Below are 17,361 nucleotides of genomic sequence, written 5' to 3' on the forward strand. Positions count from 1 at the left end.
ACAGGTGCGCTCCGCGCCGCGTCGGGGAAGGCGTGTTCCCTACCACCCGGCGGCCGCCCCGGAGGCAGCGATGAGCACTCCCGACGCACCCACGACCGGCGATCCCGAGAGCCCCGGGGGCTCGCCGCCGCTCAAGCGCGCGCTCGGCCCCAAGCTGCTGATCCTCTTCGTCGTCGGCGACATCCTGGGCACCGGCATCTACGCCACCACCGGGGACGTGGCGGGCAAGGTCGGCGGCGCGCTCTGGCTGCCGTTCGCGATCGGCTTCGTCGTCGCGCTGCTGACGGCGGCCTCGTACGTGGAACTCGTGGGGAAGTACCCGAAGGCGGCCGGGGCGGCGCTCTACACCCAGAAGGCGTTCAGGATCCCGTTCCTGACCTTCGTCGTCGCCTTCATGGTGATGTGTTCGGGCCTCTCCTCGGCGAGCGCGGCGGCGCGGGCGTTCAGCGGCGACTATCTGGGCGAGTTCACCGACGCGGTGCCGCCGACCCTCATCGCGATCCTGTTCGTCCTCGCGCTGGCCGCGATCAATCTGCGCGGGGTCGCCGAGTCGGTGAAGGCGAACGTGGTCCTGACGCTGGTGGAGGTCACCGGCCTCGCGGTGATCCTCGCGATCGGCGCGTACGCCGTGCTCGGCGGCGAGGGCGAGCCCTCACGGCTGACCCAGATCGAGACCGGCGGCACCGGGTACGCCCTGATCACCGGGGTGCTCGGCGCCACCGCACTGGGCTTCTTCGCGTTCGTCGGCTTCGAGGACTCGGTGAACATGGCCGAGGAGACCAAGAATCCCGCCCGCAACTTCCCCCGCGCGATCTTCATCGGGGTGGGCATCACCGGAACCATCTACGTCCTGGTCGCCCTGGTCTCCTCGCTCCTGGTCGACTCCCGCACCCTGGCGGGCTCCAGCGGACCGCTGCTGGAGGTGGTCAAGGCCGGCGGCGTCGATTTCCCGCCGAAACTCTTCGCGCTGATCGCCCTGTTCGCCGTCACCAACTCGGCGCTGATCAACATCATGATGGCCTCGCGGCTCTGCTACGGCATGGCCAACGAGCGCATCCTGCCGCCCGCGATGGGCAAGGTGCTGGCGGGCCGGCGCACCCCCTGGGTCGGGATCGTCTTCGTCTCCGTCCTGGCGATCGGCCTGGTCTCCACCGGCGAGATCGAGGGGCTCGGCGACACCACCTCGTTCCTGCTGCTCTGCGTCTTCGCCGTGGTCAACATCGCCGTGCTGGTGCTGCGCAAGGACCGGGTGGACCACCGCCACTTCCGTACGCCCACGGCGCTTCCGGTGCTCGGCGCGCTCACCTCGCTGATCCTGGCGAGCCCGCTCGCCGACCGGGGCTCCGACGTGTACGTACGCGCCGGAATCCTGCTGCTGATCGGCATCGGGCTGTGGGCGCTCAACAAGGCGGTGATGACGGCCCGCGAGAAGTCGGCCGCCCCGGACGCCTGACGGACCGCCATCCGCCGCCCCCACCACCGTATTCCGGCCGACCCTTTACACCGTCGGACGCATGTACCAAAGGAAAATGCCAGAACCTCCACCAGCCGTGAGCACGTTGCGTAGCCTCTGCGTTACAGCCGTACGCCACGTCGGGAGGGGAGATCCGCGTGCCCGGAATCGACGAGTGCCTGCTCGAAGTCATGAGGCTGCCCGGCGCCCGGGGCGCCTCGGTGGTCGACTGGACGAGCGGTCTCGCCCTCGGCACCATCGGGGAGTCCCCCAACGGCGACCACGAGGCGACCGCCGCCGAGACGGCGGAGGTCGCCCGTATGACCGCCGAACAGCCCGCCTTCACCCACCTCACCGCGGAGGCGGAGGGCGGGCGGCCGGCGGACGCGCCGAACACCCCCGTCGAGGACGTCATCGTCACCACCCACGACGGTTACCACATGCTCCGGTTCGTCGAGACGGCTTTCGACAGCAGCGTCTTCCTCCATCTGTGGCTGGACCGCTCCGAGGGCAACCTCGCGCTCGCCCGGCTGCGGCTGGGCGAGCTGGCCGAGCGGCTGGTGCTGGCATGAGCGCGATAGCCGCCGACCCCGACGCCCCCGCCGCCGACCGGCTCACGGTGCTCTCGCCGATGCTCCGGCGGCTCGCCGACGAGCGGGCCACCGGCGCCCTGATGCGCGACCGCGGCACGCTCTACCTCGCCGACGGCCAGGTGGTCCACGCCGAGAGCCCCGCCACCCCCGGCATCGACGTCCTGCTCACCACCGGCGGAACCCTGCGGCACGAGGGCTGGTGGGACGCCGTGGCACAGGCCGGGGCGGGCCGCCGGGTCGGCCGCTATCTCGTCGACAGCGGTCATGTGCCGGGCGGCGCGCTGGAGTTGTGCCATCTGGGCGCGCTGTACGACGCCGCGTTCTTCGCCCTCGCGCCGACCGGGACGCCCGCCCGCTTCCGTTACGGGGTGGCGCACTGGATCGGTCCGGTGCGGCCCGTCCCGGTGGCCGCCGTGGAGCGCGAGACGCTGCGCAGACGGGAGTTCCTGGACCGGATCTGGCCCGATGCGGCCTGCGACGGCGCCCCGCTGCTGCGGAGTGCGGCGCATCCGTCCGACGCCCCGGTACCGGCCCGACAGCGCCGGATCCTGGAGCTGGCCGACGGAGTCCGTACGGCCTCGGACATCGCGCTGGCGCTGGGCCGTTCGGCGTTCCACATCCTGGTCGACCTGCGACGGCTGGCGGCGGCCGGCCTGGTGGAGGCGGTCCGCGCCCAGCCCCTGCCGGCCGCCTCTTCCGCCTCCGGCCGGATCACGCTCCCCGAGGTGACGGCCGACCCCGATATCGCCCTGCTGCGCCGGCTCCGAGACGCATTGGAGGCCCTGTGATACGCGCGCTCAGACAGCGTGCCGGGAGGAGACAGCTGATGGTGCCCGAGGTCGAAGTGCGTGAAGTCCTCGACGAGCTCCAGCGGTTACGGGCCCGGGTCCCGCTGCTCTCCGGGGCGCTGGCCGCCTCCACCGACGGTCTGGTCCTGGCCCACGACACCCCGGGCGTCGAGGCGGAGGGCGTCGCCGCCCTCACCGCCGCCGCCCTCGGCGTCTCCATCCGGATGACCGACGCCACCGGCCGGGGCGGCTTCCGCGAACTGCTGGTCCGCGGCGGCGACGGCTACATCGCCACCTACGCCGCGGGCTCCTCCGCCGTCCTGACCCTGCTGGCCGAGGACCGTATCAACGTCGGTCGGCTCCATCTGGAGGGCCGCCGCGCGGGCGCCCGGATCGGCGAACTCGTCGACGCCGCGCTGGAACGCGTCGAGCGCCCCGCCGCCGCCCGCGCCGCACCCCCGCGCCCCGCCACCGCACCCGGCCGCGCCCTGCCGCAACGCCCCACGTAACGCACCTTCGCGCAGCGGTCGCCCGATTCCCCCCACCCGTACCGCCACAACCACCGGGACTCAGCCATCACGCAGAAGCCCGCGCACCAGCCCGCACGGAAACCGGCCCAGCGGCCGGCACAGAAACGGACCCGGTCACCGCGACCGGCCAGGGAAAGGAAACGAGCCTCCATGGCGAACACCGAAGCGTCACTGAAGGAAGCGATGAGCTCGATCGAGGGCGCCACGGGTGTCGCCCTCGTCGACTACACGAGCGGGATGGCCCTGGGCACGCTCGGCGGCGGCAAGGACTTCAACCTGGAGGTCGCCGCCGCGGGCAACACCGATGTGGTCCGCGCCAAGCTCCGCACCATGGAGCACCTGGGCATCAAGGACGAGATCGAGGACATCCTGATCACGCTCGGCACCCAGTACCACCTGATCCGGCTGCTCAAGACCCGTGGCAGCAACGGTCTGTTCCTCTACCTGGTGCTGGACGCGAGCCGGGCGAACCTGGCGATGGCCCGCCACCAGCTGAAGAAGATCGAGGCGGACCTGGAGGTCTGACCCCTCCGGGTCCCTCCCCGCTCCCGCTCAGGTCCTCACCGGCGGCGACGCCGCGCCCCGCCCGGCGCGGCGTCCCCCGCCTCCGGGCCCGTCGTCCGATACGCCTTCACCCGCTTGCCGGCCGGGCTCCCGTGTCCGGTCCAGTCGGTGCGCACCCAGTACAGGACGTCCTCGCGGCGCTCGCGCTGTCCGATGCGTACGGCCTTGGCCCAGAGCCCGGCCCCCGCACCGGCGAGCAGCAGCCCGCCGGCCCCCGGCAGCGCGAACGAGGACGCCACCGCGACGACGAACGCCCCCAGCAGCCACCACCTGTGCCCGCGCCGCCACAGCCGTACGGTCACGGCCCGGTCCTGGAGGAAGTCGTTCCGCCCGGCGCGCGAGGCGCTCCGGGCCAGCTCCGCGTACCGCCCGCCGCGCGCCAGGGCCACGAAGGCCGCGGTGACGATGAAGAGTGCCGCCCCGGCCAGCAGCCCGATCCGCCGCCCGGTCAGCCCCGGAACGAACGCCCCCGCCGCCGCGGCCACCAGACCCGGCCACCACAACGGGGCCGCCCCGGCCCGTACGGTCACGGCCACTCTCGCCAGCGACTGTCCTCCGCGCCCCACGTCCGTACCCCTCTCCCGCTCCCCGTCCGCCGGTCCTGGTGCCGGCCCTTCCGGGCGCGGAGATTAGCGGCCGCAGATGAAGGTGGCCTGAGAATCCGCGGCCGAGGTCACTCCACGAACAGACCGCGGGCCGCCGCCCGTACGTCGAACTCCTCCAGCCGCGCCTGGGCGTCGGGCAGTCCGTCGCACATCGCCTCCAGCAGCACCCGGCCGAGCAGCATCGGCGCGCAGACGGTGTCGAAGGAGAGCCCGGAGCCGATCGCCGCCGGGAGCAGCAGATCGCTGTGCTTGGCGACGGGCGCGAAGGCCGAGTCGGCGACCGTCACCACGGTCAGCCCCTGGTCCTGGGCGTACGCGAGCGCGTCCACGGTCTCCTTGGGGTGGCGCGGCAGCGCGAAGCACATCAGGGCGGTGGCCCCGGCCCGGCGGGCGGAGTCGATCCGATCGGGCAGCATGCTGCCGCCCTCGTCGAGCACCCGGACGTCGGGGTGCACCTTGGCGGCGAAGTAGCCGAAGCCGCGCGCCTGCGAGGAGGCGGCGCGCAGCCCCAGCACCGGCAGCGGCCGGGAGCCGGCGAGCAGCCGGCCGGCCCGCTCCACGGGCGCGGGGTCGGCGAGCACGGCACAGAGGTGCTGGAGGTTCTCGATCTCGGCGCGGACGGCCTGTTGGTACTCGTTGTACGACTCCCCCGCGTCCTCCTGCTCCGCGTCGGCGGGCGCGACCTCGCGCAGATGCCTGCGCAGCGCCGGATAGCCGTCGAAGCCGAGGGCCACCGCGAAGCGGGTGACGGAGGGCTGACTGACCCCGGCCAGTTCGGCCAGCTCCACGCTGGAGAGGAACGGCGCGTCGGCGGCCCGGCGGACCATGCAGTGCGCGATGCGCCGCTGGGTGGGTGTGAGCCGGTGGCCCTCGAAGAGCCGCTGCAACCGTGCGGCGGGGCTGCTCCCACTCATGCTGTCCCCTTGCTGGATCCGTCGCGCCACGACCGGCGCCGACCGTTCTATTCAGCCAGGAAGGTCGCTGTATGTCCATATGCAGGAGTCGGGGGGGTAGCCCCAGGAGATGCGGGGGCTAGCCCTACTGTCACGCGGGCCCGGACTCCGTACCGTCATCCGCATGGAAGCCCGTGACCCCGAGATCCAGAAGGAGCTCGCCGCCACCCTCCAGGCCCGTGGCGAGCTGGGCGCGGAGTACGAGTCCGTGCTCATCGAATCGTTCCTGGAGAAGGTCGAGCAGCGCCTCGACACCACGCTCGACCGCAGGGTCCGCCGCCAGCTCGCCGAGCAGCAGATGACCAACGCCCGGGGCGCGCGTCCGGCGCAGCCGGAGACCTTCGGGGAGCGGTACGCGCTGGGGATCGTCTCGTTGATCCTGGCCGTCCCGCTGTCCGCGATCGGCGTCGTGAACGCCGGGATCGAGGGGCTGGTGGTGGCCTGGCTCGGCATCGTGGGCGTCAACGCGTTCCAGGCGGCGCGGGGCGGGGGGCTGTTCCGCCGCCGGGAGGAGCGGGCGCGGTCCGACTGGAAGGACTGAGCCGCCGCTCACGACGGGCCCCGATCCGTCCGACGGGCCCGGAACACGACCGCGCGGCCGGACCCACGGGGGAGTCCGGCCGCGCCGATGTCTGCGGAGGTATGTCGCGGGGACCGCCGCACCCCCGGTTGCCCGGGGGGCGGGACGACGGCGGTCCCCGCGAGGGACGCGGTCCGGGTCAGGGCCGGATACCCGCGTCCGGGCGACGGTGGAGGTCCGGGAGCCGCTCCGTAGTCCGGTGTCGCCGTTCTGGGTGCCGGCGGGTTTCCCTGCCGACACCCACCAATCTGCCGGAGCCGTGTTAAGCGGGTGCTGCGCGGACGTGACGCGCTCGTACCGTTTTCGCGAAGCCCGGCCAATGAGCGCCTCCGGGGGCGCCCCCGGAGGTGACCCCCGACCGTCAGGCCTTCGCCGTGCCCGCGTCCTTGGCGAGGAACGCCAGCAGGTCCTGCCTGCTCACGACGCCCTTGGGCTTGCCCTCGACGAGCACGATCGCCGCGTCGGCCCCGTCCGTGCCGCTGAGCACGGCCATCAGGTCCTCGACCGGTTCGCCGGAGCCGACCTGCGGCAGCGGCGCCGACATGTGCTTCTCCAGCGGGTCGCTCAGCGAGGCGCGCTGGGTGAACAGCGCGTCCAGCAGCTGCCGCTCCACGACGGAGCCGATGACCTCGGCGGCCATCACGTCCGGGTGGCCGGCGCCCGGCTTCACGATCGGCATCTGGGAGACGCCGTACTCGCGGAGCACGTCGATGGCCTCGCCGACCGTCTCCTCCGGGTGCATGTGGACGAGGGAGGGCATCGGGCCCTCCTTGAAGTCCAGGACCGCGCCGACGTTGGCGGAGGTGCCGGAGTCCTCCAGGAAGCCGTAGTCGGCCATCCACTCGTCGTTGAAGATCTTGCTCAGATAGCCGCGCCCGCTGTCGGGGAGCAGCACCACGACGACGTCGTCGGGGCCGAGCCGCTTGGCGACCTCCAGGGCCCCGACGACCGCCATGCCGCAGGAGCCGCCGACGAGCAGGCCCTCCTCCTTGGCGAGCCGGCGGGTCATCTGGAAGGAGTCCTTGTCGGACACCGCGACGATCTCGTCGGTGACGTTCCGGTCGTACGCGCTCGGCCAGAAGTCCTCGCCGACGCCCTCGACCAGATACGGACGGCCGGAGCCGCCGGAGTAGACCGAGCCCTCCGGGTCGGCGCCGATGACCTGGACCGCGCCGTCGCTGATCTCCTTGAGATAGCGCCCGGTGCCGCTGATGGTGCCGCCGGTGCCGACGCCCGCGACGAAGTGTGTGATCTTCCCCTCGGTCTGCTCCCACAGTTCGGGACCGGTGGTCTCGTAGTGCGAGCGGGGGTTGTTCGGGTTGGAGTACTGGTCCGGCTTCCAGGCGCCCGGCGTCTCGGTGACCAGCCGGTCGGAGACGTTGTAGTACGAGTCCGGGTGCTCGGGGTCAACGGCGGTCGGGCAGACGACGACCTCGGCGCCGTACGCGCGCAGCACGTTGATCTTGTCCGTGGACACCTTGTCCGGGCAGACGAAGATGCACTTGTAGCCCTTCTGCTGGGCGACGATGGCGAGCCCGACGCCCGTGTTGCCACTGGTCGGCTCGACGATCGTGCCGCCGGGCTTCAGCTCCCCGCTCTGCTCGGCCGCCTCGATCATGCGCAGCGCGATGCGGTCCTTCACCGACCCGCCGGGGTTGAAGTACTCGACCTTGGCCAGGACGGTCGCCTGGATACCTGCCGTGACGTTGCGCAGCCTCACCAGCGGGGTGTTGCCGACAAGACTGATCATCGAATCGTGGAATTGCACCGTGTACTCCGGGATCTCCGAGATGGTCCGGCCCAGAGTATGCGTACGGGACGCACTGTGCGTACGGGAAGGAGTACACGGAGCCCCGAGCGGGGCAAGTAGGTACGTGTACGGCTGTACGGCGAGGAGGAGGTGGACCGGACTGTGTCGAGAGCAAGGGTGGCACGGCGGATCGCGGCGGGCGCGGCCTACGGCGGTGGCAGCATCGGGTTGATCGGTGCGGCGGCCGTGGGCGTGTTCCTGGCGGAGGTCCAGCTCGCGAAGAGGCAGGTGGGCGGCGGCACCGCTCCGGTTCCGCCGAGTGCGGACGGACGGTACGGGGTGGCGTTCGCCGGGCCGAACGATCCGATGCGGCTCGGGATGCTCGGGGATTCGACGGCCGCGGGGCAGGGGGTGCGGCGGGCCGGGCAGACCCCGGGGGCGCTGCTCGCTTCGGGTCTCGCGGCGGTGTCCGAGCGGCCGGTGGATCTGCGGAACGTGGCCCTGCCGGGGGCCCGGTCGGACGATCTGGAGCGGCAGGTGTCGCTGCTGCTCGCGGATCCGGCGCGGGTCCCGGACGTCTGCGTGATCATGATCGGGGCGAACGACGTCACCCATCGGATGCCCGCGACCCAGTCGGTGCGCTGTCTGACGACGGCGGTGCGCAGGCTGCGGACGGCCGGTGCGGAGGTGGTCGTCGGGACCTGCCCGGACCTGGGCACGATCGAGCCGGTCTACCAGCCGCTGCGCTGGCTGGCCCGGCGGGTGAGCCGGCAGCTGGCGGCGGCGCAGACGATCGGGGTGGTGGAGCAGGGCGGGCGCACGGTGTCGCTGGGCGACCTGCTGGGCCCGGAGTTCGCGGCGAACCCGCGCGAGCTGTTCGGCCCGGACAACTACCACCCCTCCGCCGAGGGCTATGCCACGGCGGCCATGGCGGTGCTGCCCACGCTGTGCGCGGTGCTGGGCCTGTGGCCGGAGACCGACCGGCTGGACGGGGCGCGGCGCGAGGACATCCTCCCGGTGGCGAAGGCGGCCTCCCAGGCGGCCCGGGAGGCCGGTACGGAGGTCACGGGGGCCCGGGCGCCCTGGGCCCTCCTCAAGCACCGCAGGCGGCGGCGTCTGCCCGCCTCCACGGAACCCACCCCGCACACCCACCCGGACGCCGCCCACGGGCACGCGTAACGGGTGGCGTCCGACGGCGGGCCGTGCTGAGCAAGCGCTTAGAAAAGAGTTCCGCATCACACGGCCTGCCGGGTGACCCCGGCGATACGTCCGGGTAACTTCCAGAGGAGTTCTGCCGTCCACACAGCCTTCCAGCCCCCTTGGAGCCGCGTGATGCCCGAAGCCGTGATCGTCTCTGCCGCCCGTTCGCCGATCGGCCGCGCCTTCAAGGGCTCCCTGAAGGACCTGCGCGCGGACGACCTGACCGCCACGATCATCCAGACCGCGCTGGCCAAGGTTCCCGAGCTGGACCCGAAGGACATCGACGACCTGATGCTGGGCTGCGGTCTGCCCGGCGGCGAGCAGGGCAACAACCTGGGCCGCATCATCGCCGTACAGATGGGGATGGACCACCTTCCCGGCTGTACGGTCACCCGCTACTGCTCCTCCTCGCTGCAGACCAGCCGGATGGCGCTGCACGCGATCAAGGCGGGCGAGGGCGACGTCTTCATCTCGGCCGGTGTCGAGATGGTGTCCCGCTTCACCAAGGGCAACTCCGACAGCCTGCCGGACACGCACAACCCGCTGTTCGCCGAGGCCGAGGCCCGCACCGCCGCCCGCGCCGAGGAGTCCGGTGCGAGCTGGCACGACCCGCGCGAGGACGGCCTCGTGCCGGACGCGTACATCGCGATGGGGCAGACGGCGGAGAACCTGGCCCGGACCAAGGGCGTCACCCGCCAGGACATGGACGAGTTCGGCGTACGGTCGCAGAACCTCGCCGAGGAAGCCCTGAAGAACGGCTTCTGGGAGCGGGAGATCACCCCGGTCACCACGCCCGACGGCACCGTGGTCGCCAAGGACGACGGCCCGCGCGCGGGCGTCACCCTGGAGGGCGTGCAGGGCCTGAAGCCGGTCTTCCGCCCCGACGGCCTGGTCACCGCGGCCAACTGCTGCCCGCTCAACGACGGCGCCGCGGCCCTCGTGATCATGTCCGACACCAAGGCGCGCGAGCTGGGCCTGACCCCGCTGGCCCGGATCGTCTCCACCGGCGTCTCCGGCCTCTCCCCCGAGATCATGGGCTACGGCCCGGTCGAGGCCAGCAAGCAGGCGCTGAAGCGGGCCGGCCTGACCATCGACGACATCGACCTCGCCGAGATCAACGAGGCGTTCGCCGCCCAGGTCATCCCCTCCTACCGGGACCTCGGCCTGCCGCTGGACAAGGTCAACGTCAACGGCGGCGCGATCGCGGTCGGCCACCCCTTCGGCATGACCGGCGCCCGCATCACCGGCACGCTGATCAACAGCCTCCAGTTCCACGACAAGCAGTGGGGCCTGGAGACGATGTGCGTGGGCGGCGGCCAGGGCATGGCGATGGTGATCGAGCGGCTGAGCTGAGCCGCAGCGGAGGGTAGGGTCGCGCGAGGTACGAGTGCGGCACCTGCCCGCAGCGAAGGCGAAGCTCAGCGCGACCACGGGCACGAGCGGCTCAGCTGAGCCCTCTCGCGTCCCGCGCGGCGGGGGTTTCGAACCCCACCGAGCTCCGACCGTGACCGAATCTCCCCCAGGATGTGATCTGCGTCCCGGGGGAGAGTCGTTTCTGCAGGTCACGGCCTTTTGGGGCTAAACATCGGACCGAAAGACCTGTCCATTTCGTGACGTAATGCACTGACAGCACGTACCGGTACAGGCCAAGCTGATGTAGGAAGTCGGGGGTATCGATTGAGACCGGGAGTATGTCAGTGAGCGCCATGTCATTTGCCCTGTTGCTGACCACCGCCGCTGCCACGGCTGTCGGCGCCGCCGCACTGCACGCCGCTCACGGGCTGCGCAAGCAGGTCGCGGCGCTGCGCACGGAGCTGGCGACGAGCCACGCTCTCGGCGCCTCGGTGCCACCTCAGAGCCGCAGTACGACCACCCCCGCCGAGGAGATACGCGCGGCCGTCGCCGAGGCTCTCGCCGAGGAGCGGGAGCGCGAGCTGGCCGAGGCGCGCGCCTTCTGGGCCGCCCAGGAGGCCCGTGACGCCGCCGACGCCCCCTCCCTGCTGGGCGGGCTGTCCGGCCTCGGCGACGACACCCCGTACTACCTGCCCCGGCAGGCCGACTTCGCCGGTCTGGAGTCGCTGGACCTGGAGGCGGCCGAGGCGATGGAGGAGCTCGTCGAGCTGAGCGAGCGGACCCTCGCGGAGCACGAGGTCGGCGAGCTGACCGATCTTCCGGCGGAGCTGCAGACGGACCTGGCGACCGGGCTTCCGGAGACCGCGGAGTTCCCCGAGGACTCCCCCGAGCTGGCCGCCGCCCGCCGCCGCCACCCCTCGCACCCGGACTTCATCCCCGTGCAGACACCGGTGGTCACCGACCACGAGCGCACCGTGAACCGGCTGGAGGAGCTGGCCGACACCGCGACCGAGCTGACCGATGTGCGGCCCGGCCCGCTGGGCACGCTCGATGTGTACGTCTTCGCCGACGGCACCACGCTCTGCATGACCCCCGGCCACCGCGAGACCGCCGAGCGGCTCGCCGACGCGCTGCGGGCGGGCCGGCAGCCGGTGCTGCTGGGCGGCTCGGGCGTCTCGGGCGCCTATGCGCTGACCTTCTCCTGCGGCGAGGACAACGTGTACATCCTCGCCGACCGGGTCATCGCCTCGTTCTGACCGCCGGGCGCGGGCCGCTCGCACGCGAACCCGCGCCGCTCACGCGAAAGCCCGCGCCGCCGCTTCCCCGACATACCGCACGGCCTCGTCCAGCTCCTGGGACGGGGCCGTTTCCAGTGCCACGGCCAGGTCCCGCCCGGCGACGGCGAGCTGGTCGCCCACGGCGAACACCCCGGCGTCCGGCAGCTCCCGCGGCTCCGCGTCCGGGTTCTCCAGGCGCTGGGCCCGTACGGCGAGTTCACGGGCGGCGGCCAGCGCCTCGGCGGCCGCACCGCGCTGGAGGCGGCTCTGCGGGGCCGAGCGCAGCCGGTCGGCGAAACGGTCCACGGCCAGGATCAGGGGCGTCGTATCGAGCACCCGACCGACCCTACGCGCCGCGCCCGCACGCTCGCACCGGAGGGCGGAGGGCGGAGAGCGGAGGGCGGACGACGGAGGACGGAGGGGGCGGAACGCGGAACGGCCCGCGGACACGAGGTCCGCGGGCCGTTCCGGTGCTACGGGTACTACGGGTGCTGCGAGTACTGCGGATGCCGCTGTGCGGCCGGTCAGTCGTCGCCGCTGAGGATCGCGACCAGGCGCAGCATCTCGATGTAGATCCACACCAGGGTCACGGTGAGGCCGAAGGCCGCCAGCCACTCCTCCTCGCGCGGAGCGCCGTACGCGATGCCGTCCTCGACCTGCTTGAAGTTCAGGGCGAGGATGCACGCGCCGATGACGATGGCCACGATGCCGAAGACCACGCCGAGCGCGCCGCTGCGGAAGCCGAGGCCGTCACCGCCGCCGAACACGGCGAACAGGAGGTTGACCATCATCAGCAGCATGAAGCCGATGGCGGCCGCCATCACGAAGCCGTAGAAGCGGCGCGTGACCCGGATCAGTCCGGTGCGGTAGGCGATCAGCACACCGGCGAAGACCGCCATGGTGCCGATCACCGCCTGCATCGCGGCGCCGGGGGCGACGTACATGCTGACGATGTTGCTGACGATGCCGAGGAAGACACCCTCGAACGCCGCGTAGGTCAGGATCAGCGCGGGCGAGGGCCGGCGCTTGAACGAGTTGACCAGCGACAGGACGAAGCCGATCAGCGCGGCGCCGATGGCCACGCCGTAGGCGGTGCCCAGGTTCGCCTGGTCGACCGGCATGATCCACCAGGCCGCCGCGGCGGCCAGGATCACGGTGCCGAGCGTCATCGCCGTACGCGTCACGACGCCGTCGATGGTCATCACATCGGAACGGGCGGGCGCCTGCGGGGCGCCGTGCGTGTCCGTCTGCGCGTAGGGGTTGGTGGCGTACGGGTTGGCGGCGGTGCCCTGCGCGTAGGGATTGGTGCCCGTCGCGGTGGCCCCGGCCTGCGGCGGCGCGTTGAAGCCCGCGTGGCCGTTGTCGCGGCTGAACCCCCGTCGCGAGAAGACCGGGTTGCTGCTCCTCATCTCACTCCTCCATGGCCACACTGCGTGGCCTTGCCACAAGAGTAATGGGTAGGCAAAAGAATCACCCTAGTGCCAGGGGAGGATCTTTCCGGCAGCCCGCGACGTGCTCCCACGGTGTTCCCACGGCGACACGCGTGGGCCGTGGATGCGTGTACCTGGCTGCGGACACCTGACTGCGGACCGTTGCGCCGGGTCACGCTCAGTGCGGCGCGTGGTGCCCGGAGCCGGACTCGAACCGGCACGCCCCCGAGGGGCAGCGAGGTTTAAGCTCGCCGTGTCTACGTTCCACCATCCGGGCGTGCCGCGCGGCTCCGCGTTTGGCTACCGACCCTATCCGGGGACGTCCCTCGATCAGCGGAACAGTGGCGCGATGTTGTCTTATTTTATTGACCGCTTGAGGGTCCGTCAGCACAACGGGCCGGGCTGACCACACGCCCGCGGCCGATCATGGGCGGTCGGCGCACCGCATGGGATTGACGGAAAGTCGCCGCACTCGTACGGCCCAACGCGCCAGGTCCGCGCCAGGCCTCGCCAGGGCATCCGCCACCCTCGGGTCCGGCGCGGCTCCGGAAGGGCCCGCCCACCGCCGCGAACGCCGCCGCGAAGGCTCCGCGGCGGCCGTCCGTACGCGCTCACACCGGGTGACCGCGGAGCGACGGCCACGACTCCGGTCAGGGTCGGTGTCATACCCGAGGAGGACGGATCCACGCCCGCGATGCGACTCAAGAGGGCCCCGGGAACGGGCATCGGGAGTGACGACCCGGCGCGATCGGGACGTAAGGATGGAGTAAGTCCCCGAGGCATGGCGTTAGCGTCCGCCTCAGCACGGCCCATCTCATCCGCATCACCGAACCAGGAGCGTCCCTGTGACCACCACCCCCACCGTTCACCGCGCCACCGCGGTGGCTGCCCGCGCCACGGAGCTGTCGAAGGTCTACGGCGAGGGCGAGACGCAGGTCGTCGCCCTGGACCGGGTGACCGTGGACTTCCCGCAGGGCGAGTTCACCGCGATCATGGGCCCCTCGGGCTCCGGCAAGTCGACGCTGATGCACTGCGTCGCCGGGCTCGACAGCTTCAGCAGCGGTTCGGTGCGCATCGGCGAGACCGAGCTGTCCACGCTCAAGGACAAGCAGCTCACCCAGTTGCGCCGGGACAAGATCGGCTTCATCTTCCAGGCGTTCAACCTGCTGCCGACGCTCACCGCGCTGGAGAACATCACCCTGCCGATGGACATCGCGGGCCGTAAGCCGGACGCCGCGTGGCTCCAGAAGGTCATCGACATGGTCGGTCTCTCGGAGCGGCTGAAGCACCGCCCGACCGAGCTCTCCGGCGGCCAGCAGCAGCGCGTCGCCGTGGCCCGCGCCCTGGCCGCGCGGCCCGAGATCATCTTCGGTGACGAGCCGACCGGAAACCTGGACTCCCGCTCCGGCGCCGAGGTCCTGGGCTTCCTGCGCAACTCGGTGCGCGAGCTGGGCCAGACCGTGGTGATGGTGACGCACGACCCGGTGGCCGCCTCCTACGCCGACCGGGTCATCTTCCTCGCGGACGGCGCGGTCGTCGACCAGATGATCCAGCCGACCGCCGACCGGGTCCTCGACCGGATGAAGGCGTTCGACGCGAAGGGCCGCACGAGCTGACGCGTGGGGCCCGAGGCCCCGCCGCGTCCCCGACCCCCTTCCGGCACCCATCACAGGACACCCAGACATGTTCCGTACCGCCCTGCGCAATGTGCTCGCGCACAAGGCCAGGCTGCTGATGACCGTGCTCGCCGTCATGCTCGGCGTAGCGTTCGTCTCCGGCACCCTGGTCTTCACCGACACCCTCGGCAACGCCTTCCGCAACCAGTCCGCCAAGAGCTACGACAACGTCGCCGTCTCCGTGGAGACGTACGCCGGCGACGACGAGAAGAACCCCGGCATCGACGAGGCCACCCTGGAGAAGATCCGGGGTCTGGACGGCGTCGCCTCCGCCACCGGCCGGGTCTCCGGCTTCGCCGGGGTCGCCGACCCGGACGGCAAGCTGATCGGCAACGGCTGGTCCAACACCGGCGCGAACTTCGCCCCCGGCAAGGACGGCAAGGACTCGCAGTACGTCTTCACCGACGGCTCGGGCCCGGCGAAGAACGGCTCGGTCGCCCTCGACAAGGACACCGCGGACAAGGGCAAGTACCGCGTCGGCGACCCGGTGCGGGTCGCCACCAACGGGCCGGTGAAGGAATACACCCTCTCCGGGATCTTCACCACCGAGGACGGCGCGGTCAACGCGGGCGGCAGCCTCGTGCTGTTCGACACCGCGACCGCCCAGCAGCTCTACCTGAAGCCCGGTGTCTTCAAGGACGCCACGGTCACCGCGGCGGGCGGCGTCTCCGACCGGAAGCTGCTGGACGAGATCACCCCTCTGCTGCCCGAGGACGCGACCGCGCAGACCGGCAAGGCGCTGGCCGAGCAGCAGGCCAAGGACATCGAGTCCGGGCTGAACGGCCTCAACACCATGCTGCTGGCCTTCGCGGGCATCGCGCTGTTCGTCGGCATCTTCCTCATCGCCAACACCTTCACCATGCTGGTCGCCCAGCGGACCCGTGAGCTGGCCCTGATGCGTGCCATCGGCGCCACCCGCCGCCAGGTGAAGCGCTCGGTGCTGCTGGAGGCCGCCTTCGTCGGCGTGCTCGCCTCCGTCATCGGCTTCGCCCTCGGTCTCGGCCTCGCCACCGGTCTGCGCTCCGCGATGGGCGTCATGGGCGGCAAGATCCCGGCCGGTCCGCTGGTCGTCTCGCCGACCGCCGTGATCTCCGCCTTCGCGGTCGGCGTCCTGATCACCGTGCTGGCCGCCTGGCTGCCCGCCCGCCGGGCCGCGAAGATCGCCCCGGTCGCCGCGATGAGCAGCGTCCACGCCACCGCCTCCGTCAAGTCCCTCGTCGTACGGAACTCGATCGGCGGTGTGATCGCCCTGCTCGGCTCGGCGGGCATCGTCGGCGGCGCGGCGAGCGGCGGCACCTCCGGCCGGCAGCTGGTCGCGGCGGGCGCGTTCTTCGCCCTGATCGGCATTATCATCCTGATCCCGCTGCTCTCCCGCCCGGTGATCGCGCTGGTCCGGCCGCTGCTGAAGAAGCTGTTCGGCGTCTCCGGGAAGCTGGCCTCGCAGAACGCGGTCCGCAACCCGCGGCGCACCGGAGCCACCGCCTCCGCGCTGGCCATCGGGCTGACCCTGGTCACCGGCATCTCGGTGCTCGGCGTCACGCTCGGCCAGGCCATCGACAAGATGACCACGGACAACATCAAGGCCGACTACATGGTCACGATGGCCAGCGGCGACTCGCTGGACGAGTCCGCGCTCACGGCCCTGTCGAAGGCCGACGGCGTCTCGGCGCTCTCCCCGCAGCAGGCGGCCTGGTTCGAGGTCGACGGCGAGCACCACTCGGCCTCGGGCGTCACCCCGGGCGATGTGGAGAAGGTCTTCTCGCTGAACACCGAGTCCGGTTCGCTGGCCTCGCTCAAGGACGGCCAGGTCGCGGTCGGCTCCAAGACCGCGAAGTCGAACGGCTGGAAGACCGGCGACACCCTCCCGGTGAAGTTCGACGACGAGAAGAAGGGCGAGCTGACGATCGGGGCGACCTACGAGGAGAACGAGTTCCTCTCGCCCTTCGTGATCCCGAAGCAGCTGGCCGACCAGCACAGCGCCTCCACCCGCCCCGAGATCCGCGAGATCTGGATCAAGACGGACGGCGGCGCGAGCCAGGCCAACGAGCAGTCCATCGTGGACGCGCTCGGCGACAACCCGGCGATGAGCGTCATGGACCGGCAGGACATCCGTGACATGTTCGGCGGCTTCATCAACACCGCCCTGAACATCATGTACGGGCTGCTCGCCATGGCCCTGCTGATCGCGGTCCTCGGGGTCGTCAACACCCTCGCGATGTCGGTGTTCGAGCGGCAGCAGGAGATCGGCATGCTCCGCGCGATCGGTCTCGACCGGGGTCGCGTCAAGCGGATGATCCGTCTGGAGGCCGTCGTCATCTCGGTCTTCGGCGCGGTGATCGGGGTCGGCCTGGGCGTCTTCCTCGGCTGGGCGATCGGCCGGACCCTGTCCGAGAGCATCCCCCACTACGCCCTGGTCATCCCGTGGGACCGGCTCGGTATCTTCCTGCTCCTGGCCGGCCTGGTGGGCGTCCTCGCCTCGCTGTGGCCCGCCCGCAGCGCCGCGAAGCTCAACATGCTGACGGCGATCAAGACGGAGTAGCCGGGGGTCCCGGGGCCGGGACGCAGGGGACGACGAGGGGCCGGTGCACCGCTGGGAAGCGGCGCACCGG

General features: G+C 71.5%; 16 protein-coding genes and 1 tRNA gene. 11 read left to right on the forward strand and 6 right to left on the reverse strand.

Annotated features, from left to right (window positions below; all coding sequences use genetic code 11):
- Positions 1–70: 70 nt before the first annotated feature.
- The 5 genes from ACSMXR_RS13595 (at position 71) to ACSMXR_RS13615 (ending at position 3,889) form a co-directional block, all read left to right on the forward strand.
- A complete protein-coding gene (locus ACSMXR_RS13595) occupies positions 71–1,453 on the forward strand; it encodes an APC family permease (RefSeq protein WP_473171962.1) in 1,383 nt (460 codons plus the stop codon).
- Between the two features lie 158 nt (positions 1,454–1,611).
- Positions 1,612–2,025, forward strand: coding sequence for a hypothetical protein (locus tag ACSMXR_RS13600; RefSeq protein WP_218526179.1), 414 nt, complete (start codon positions 1,612–1,614; stop codon positions 2,023–2,025).
- Entirely contained in the window at positions 2,022–2,834 is an 813-nt protein-coding gene (locus ACSMXR_RS13605; protein WP_103510905.1) for a helix-turn-helix domain-containing protein, read from the forward strand. The genes ACSMXR_RS13600 and ACSMXR_RS13605 overlap by 4 nt, the downstream gene beginning before the upstream one ends.
- A 38-nt stretch (positions 2,835–2,872) precedes the next feature.
- Positions 2,873–3,343, forward strand: coding sequence for a roadblock/LC7 domain-containing protein (locus ACSMXR_RS13610; RefSeq protein WP_137234340.1), 471 nt, complete (start codon positions 2,873–2,875; stop codon positions 3,341–3,343).
- 171 nt (positions 3,344–3,514) lie between these two features.
- Entirely contained in the window at positions 3,515–3,889 is a 375-nt protein-coding gene (locus ACSMXR_RS13615) for a hypothetical protein (RefSeq protein ID WP_218785283.1), read from the forward strand.
- A gap of 35 nt (positions 3,890–3,924) precedes the next feature.
- Here ACSMXR_RS13615 and ACSMXR_RS13620 read toward each other — a convergent pair whose 3' ends face one another.
- Complete coding sequence (locus ACSMXR_RS13620) at positions 3,925–4,464, reverse strand: hypothetical protein (protein ID WP_473172377.1); 540 nt, start codon at positions 4,462–4,464, stop codon at positions 3,925–3,927.
- Between the two features lie 137 nt (positions 4,465–4,601).
- Positions 4,602–5,447 (reverse strand): MurR/RpiR family transcriptional regulator, encoded by an 846-nt coding sequence (locus ACSMXR_RS13625; RefSeq protein ID WP_137234338.1) that lies wholly within the window; start codon positions 5,445–5,447, stop codon positions 4,602–4,604.
- A gap of 163 nt (positions 5,448–5,610) precedes the next feature.
- On the opposite strand from ACSMXR_RS13625, the gene ACSMXR_RS13630 reads away from it, so the two are divergent.
- Positions 5,611–6,027, forward strand: a complete 417-nt coding sequence (locus ACSMXR_RS13630) for a hypothetical protein (protein WP_137234337.1) — start codon at positions 5,611–5,613, stop codon at positions 6,025–6,027.
- Positions 6,028–6,427: 400 nt separating this feature from the next.
- Here ACSMXR_RS13630 and ACSMXR_RS13635 read toward each other — a convergent pair whose 3' ends face one another.
- The gene (locus tag ACSMXR_RS13635; RefSeq protein WP_029182216.1) at positions 6,428–7,834 is read right to left on the reverse strand and encodes a cystathionine beta-synthase; all 1,407 of its coding nucleotides are present in this window, start codon (positions 7,832–7,834) and stop codon (positions 6,428–6,430) included.
- A 159-nt stretch (positions 7,835–7,993) separates the two neighbouring features.
- Between ACSMXR_RS13635 and ACSMXR_RS13640 the strand changes: the two genes are divergently transcribed.
- From ACSMXR_RS13640 to ACSMXR_RS13650, 3 genes are all read left to right on the forward strand, one after another.
- Positions 7,994–8,995 carry an SGNH/GDSL hydrolase family protein gene (locus ACSMXR_RS13640; RefSeq protein WP_030086142.1) on the forward strand — a complete coding sequence of 334 codons (1,002 nt, stop codon included), beginning with the start codon at positions 7,994–7,996 and terminating at the stop codon, positions 8,993–8,995.
- A 153-nt stretch (positions 8,996–9,148) separates the two neighbouring features.
- Positions 9,149–10,369: an acetyl-CoA C-acetyltransferase gene (locus ACSMXR_RS13645; RefSeq protein ID WP_030086143.1), complete on the forward strand. Its 1,221-nt coding sequence runs from the start codon at positions 9,149–9,151 to the stop codon at positions 10,367–10,369.
- 368 nt (positions 10,370–10,737) lie between these two features.
- The gene (locus tag ACSMXR_RS13650; protein ID WP_473172378.1) at positions 10,738–11,625 is read left to right on the forward strand and encodes a hypothetical protein; all 888 of its coding nucleotides are present in this window, start codon (positions 10,738–10,740) and stop codon (positions 11,623–11,625) included.
- A gap of 39 nt (positions 11,626–11,664) precedes the next feature.
- Here the strand turns inward: ACSMXR_RS13650 and ACSMXR_RS13655 are convergent, their stop codons facing one another.
- From ACSMXR_RS13655 to ACSMXR_RS13665, 3 genes are all read right to left on the reverse strand, one after another.
- Positions 11,665–11,982: a hypothetical protein gene (locus ACSMXR_RS13655; RefSeq protein ID WP_030581455.1), complete on the reverse strand. Its 318-nt coding sequence runs from the start codon at positions 11,980–11,982 to the stop codon at positions 11,665–11,667.
- A gap of 188 nt (positions 11,983–12,170) precedes the next feature.
- Positions 12,171–13,055: a Bax inhibitor-1/YccA family protein gene (locus tag ACSMXR_RS13660; RefSeq protein WP_137234336.1), complete on the reverse strand. Its 885-nt coding sequence runs from the start codon at positions 13,053–13,055 to the stop codon at positions 12,171–12,173.
- Between the two features lie 212 nt (positions 13,056–13,267).
- Positions 13,268–13,353, reverse strand: a tRNA-Leu gene (locus ACSMXR_RS13665).
- A 568-nt stretch (positions 13,354–13,921) separates the two neighbouring features.
- On the opposite strand from ACSMXR_RS13665, the gene ACSMXR_RS13670 reads away from it, so the two are divergent.
- Positions 13,922–14,692, forward strand: coding sequence for an ABC transporter ATP-binding protein (locus tag ACSMXR_RS13670; RefSeq protein WP_137234335.1), 771 nt, complete (start codon positions 13,922–13,924; stop codon positions 14,690–14,692).
- A 67-nt stretch (positions 14,693–14,759) separates the two neighbouring features.
- On the forward strand, positions 14,760–17,291 hold the full coding sequence (locus ACSMXR_RS13675) for an ABC transporter permease (protein ID WP_473171963.1): 2,532 nt from the start codon (positions 14,760–14,762) through the stop codon (positions 17,289–17,291).
- Positions 17,292–17,361 lie beyond the last annotated feature (70 nt).

Source organism: Streptomyces sp. DSM 106670, assembly GCF_055792845.1.

Coding starts and splice junctions, on each gene's coding strand:
- ACSMXR_RS13605 (WP_103510905.1), top strand. CDS start 2,022: ATGAGCGCGATAGCCGCCGACCCCGACGCCCCCGCCGCCGACCGGCTC.
- ACSMXR_RS13675 (WP_473171963.1), top strand. CDS start 14,760: ATGTTCCGTACCGCCCTGCGCAATGTGCTCGCGCACAAGGCCAGGCTG.
- ACSMXR_RS13630 (WP_137234337.1), top strand. CDS start 5,611: ATGGAAGCCCGTGACCCCGAGATCCAGAAGGAGCTCGCCGCCACCCTC.
- ACSMXR_RS13615 (WP_218785283.1), top strand. CDS start 3,515: ATGGCGAACACCGAAGCGTCACTGAAGGAAGCGATGAGCTCGATCGAG.
- ACSMXR_RS13645 (WP_030086143.1), top strand. CDS start 9,149: ATGCCCGAAGCCGTGATCGTCTCTGCCGCCCGTTCGCCGATCGGCCGC.
- ACSMXR_RS13625 (WP_137234338.1), bottom strand. CDS start 5,447: ATGAGTGGGAGCAGCCCCGCCGCACGGTTGCAGCGGCTCTTCGAGGGC.
- ACSMXR_RS13610 (WP_137234340.1), top strand. CDS start 2,873: ATGGTGCCCGAGGTCGAAGTGCGTGAAGTCCTCGACGAGCTCCAGCGG.
- ACSMXR_RS13660 (WP_137234336.1), bottom strand. CDS start 13,055: ATGAGGAGCAGCAACCCGGTCTTCTCGCGACGGGGGTTCAGCCGCGAC.
- ACSMXR_RS13595 (WP_473171962.1), top strand. CDS start 71: ATGAGCACTCCCGACGCACCCACGACCGGCGATCCCGAGAGCCCCGGG.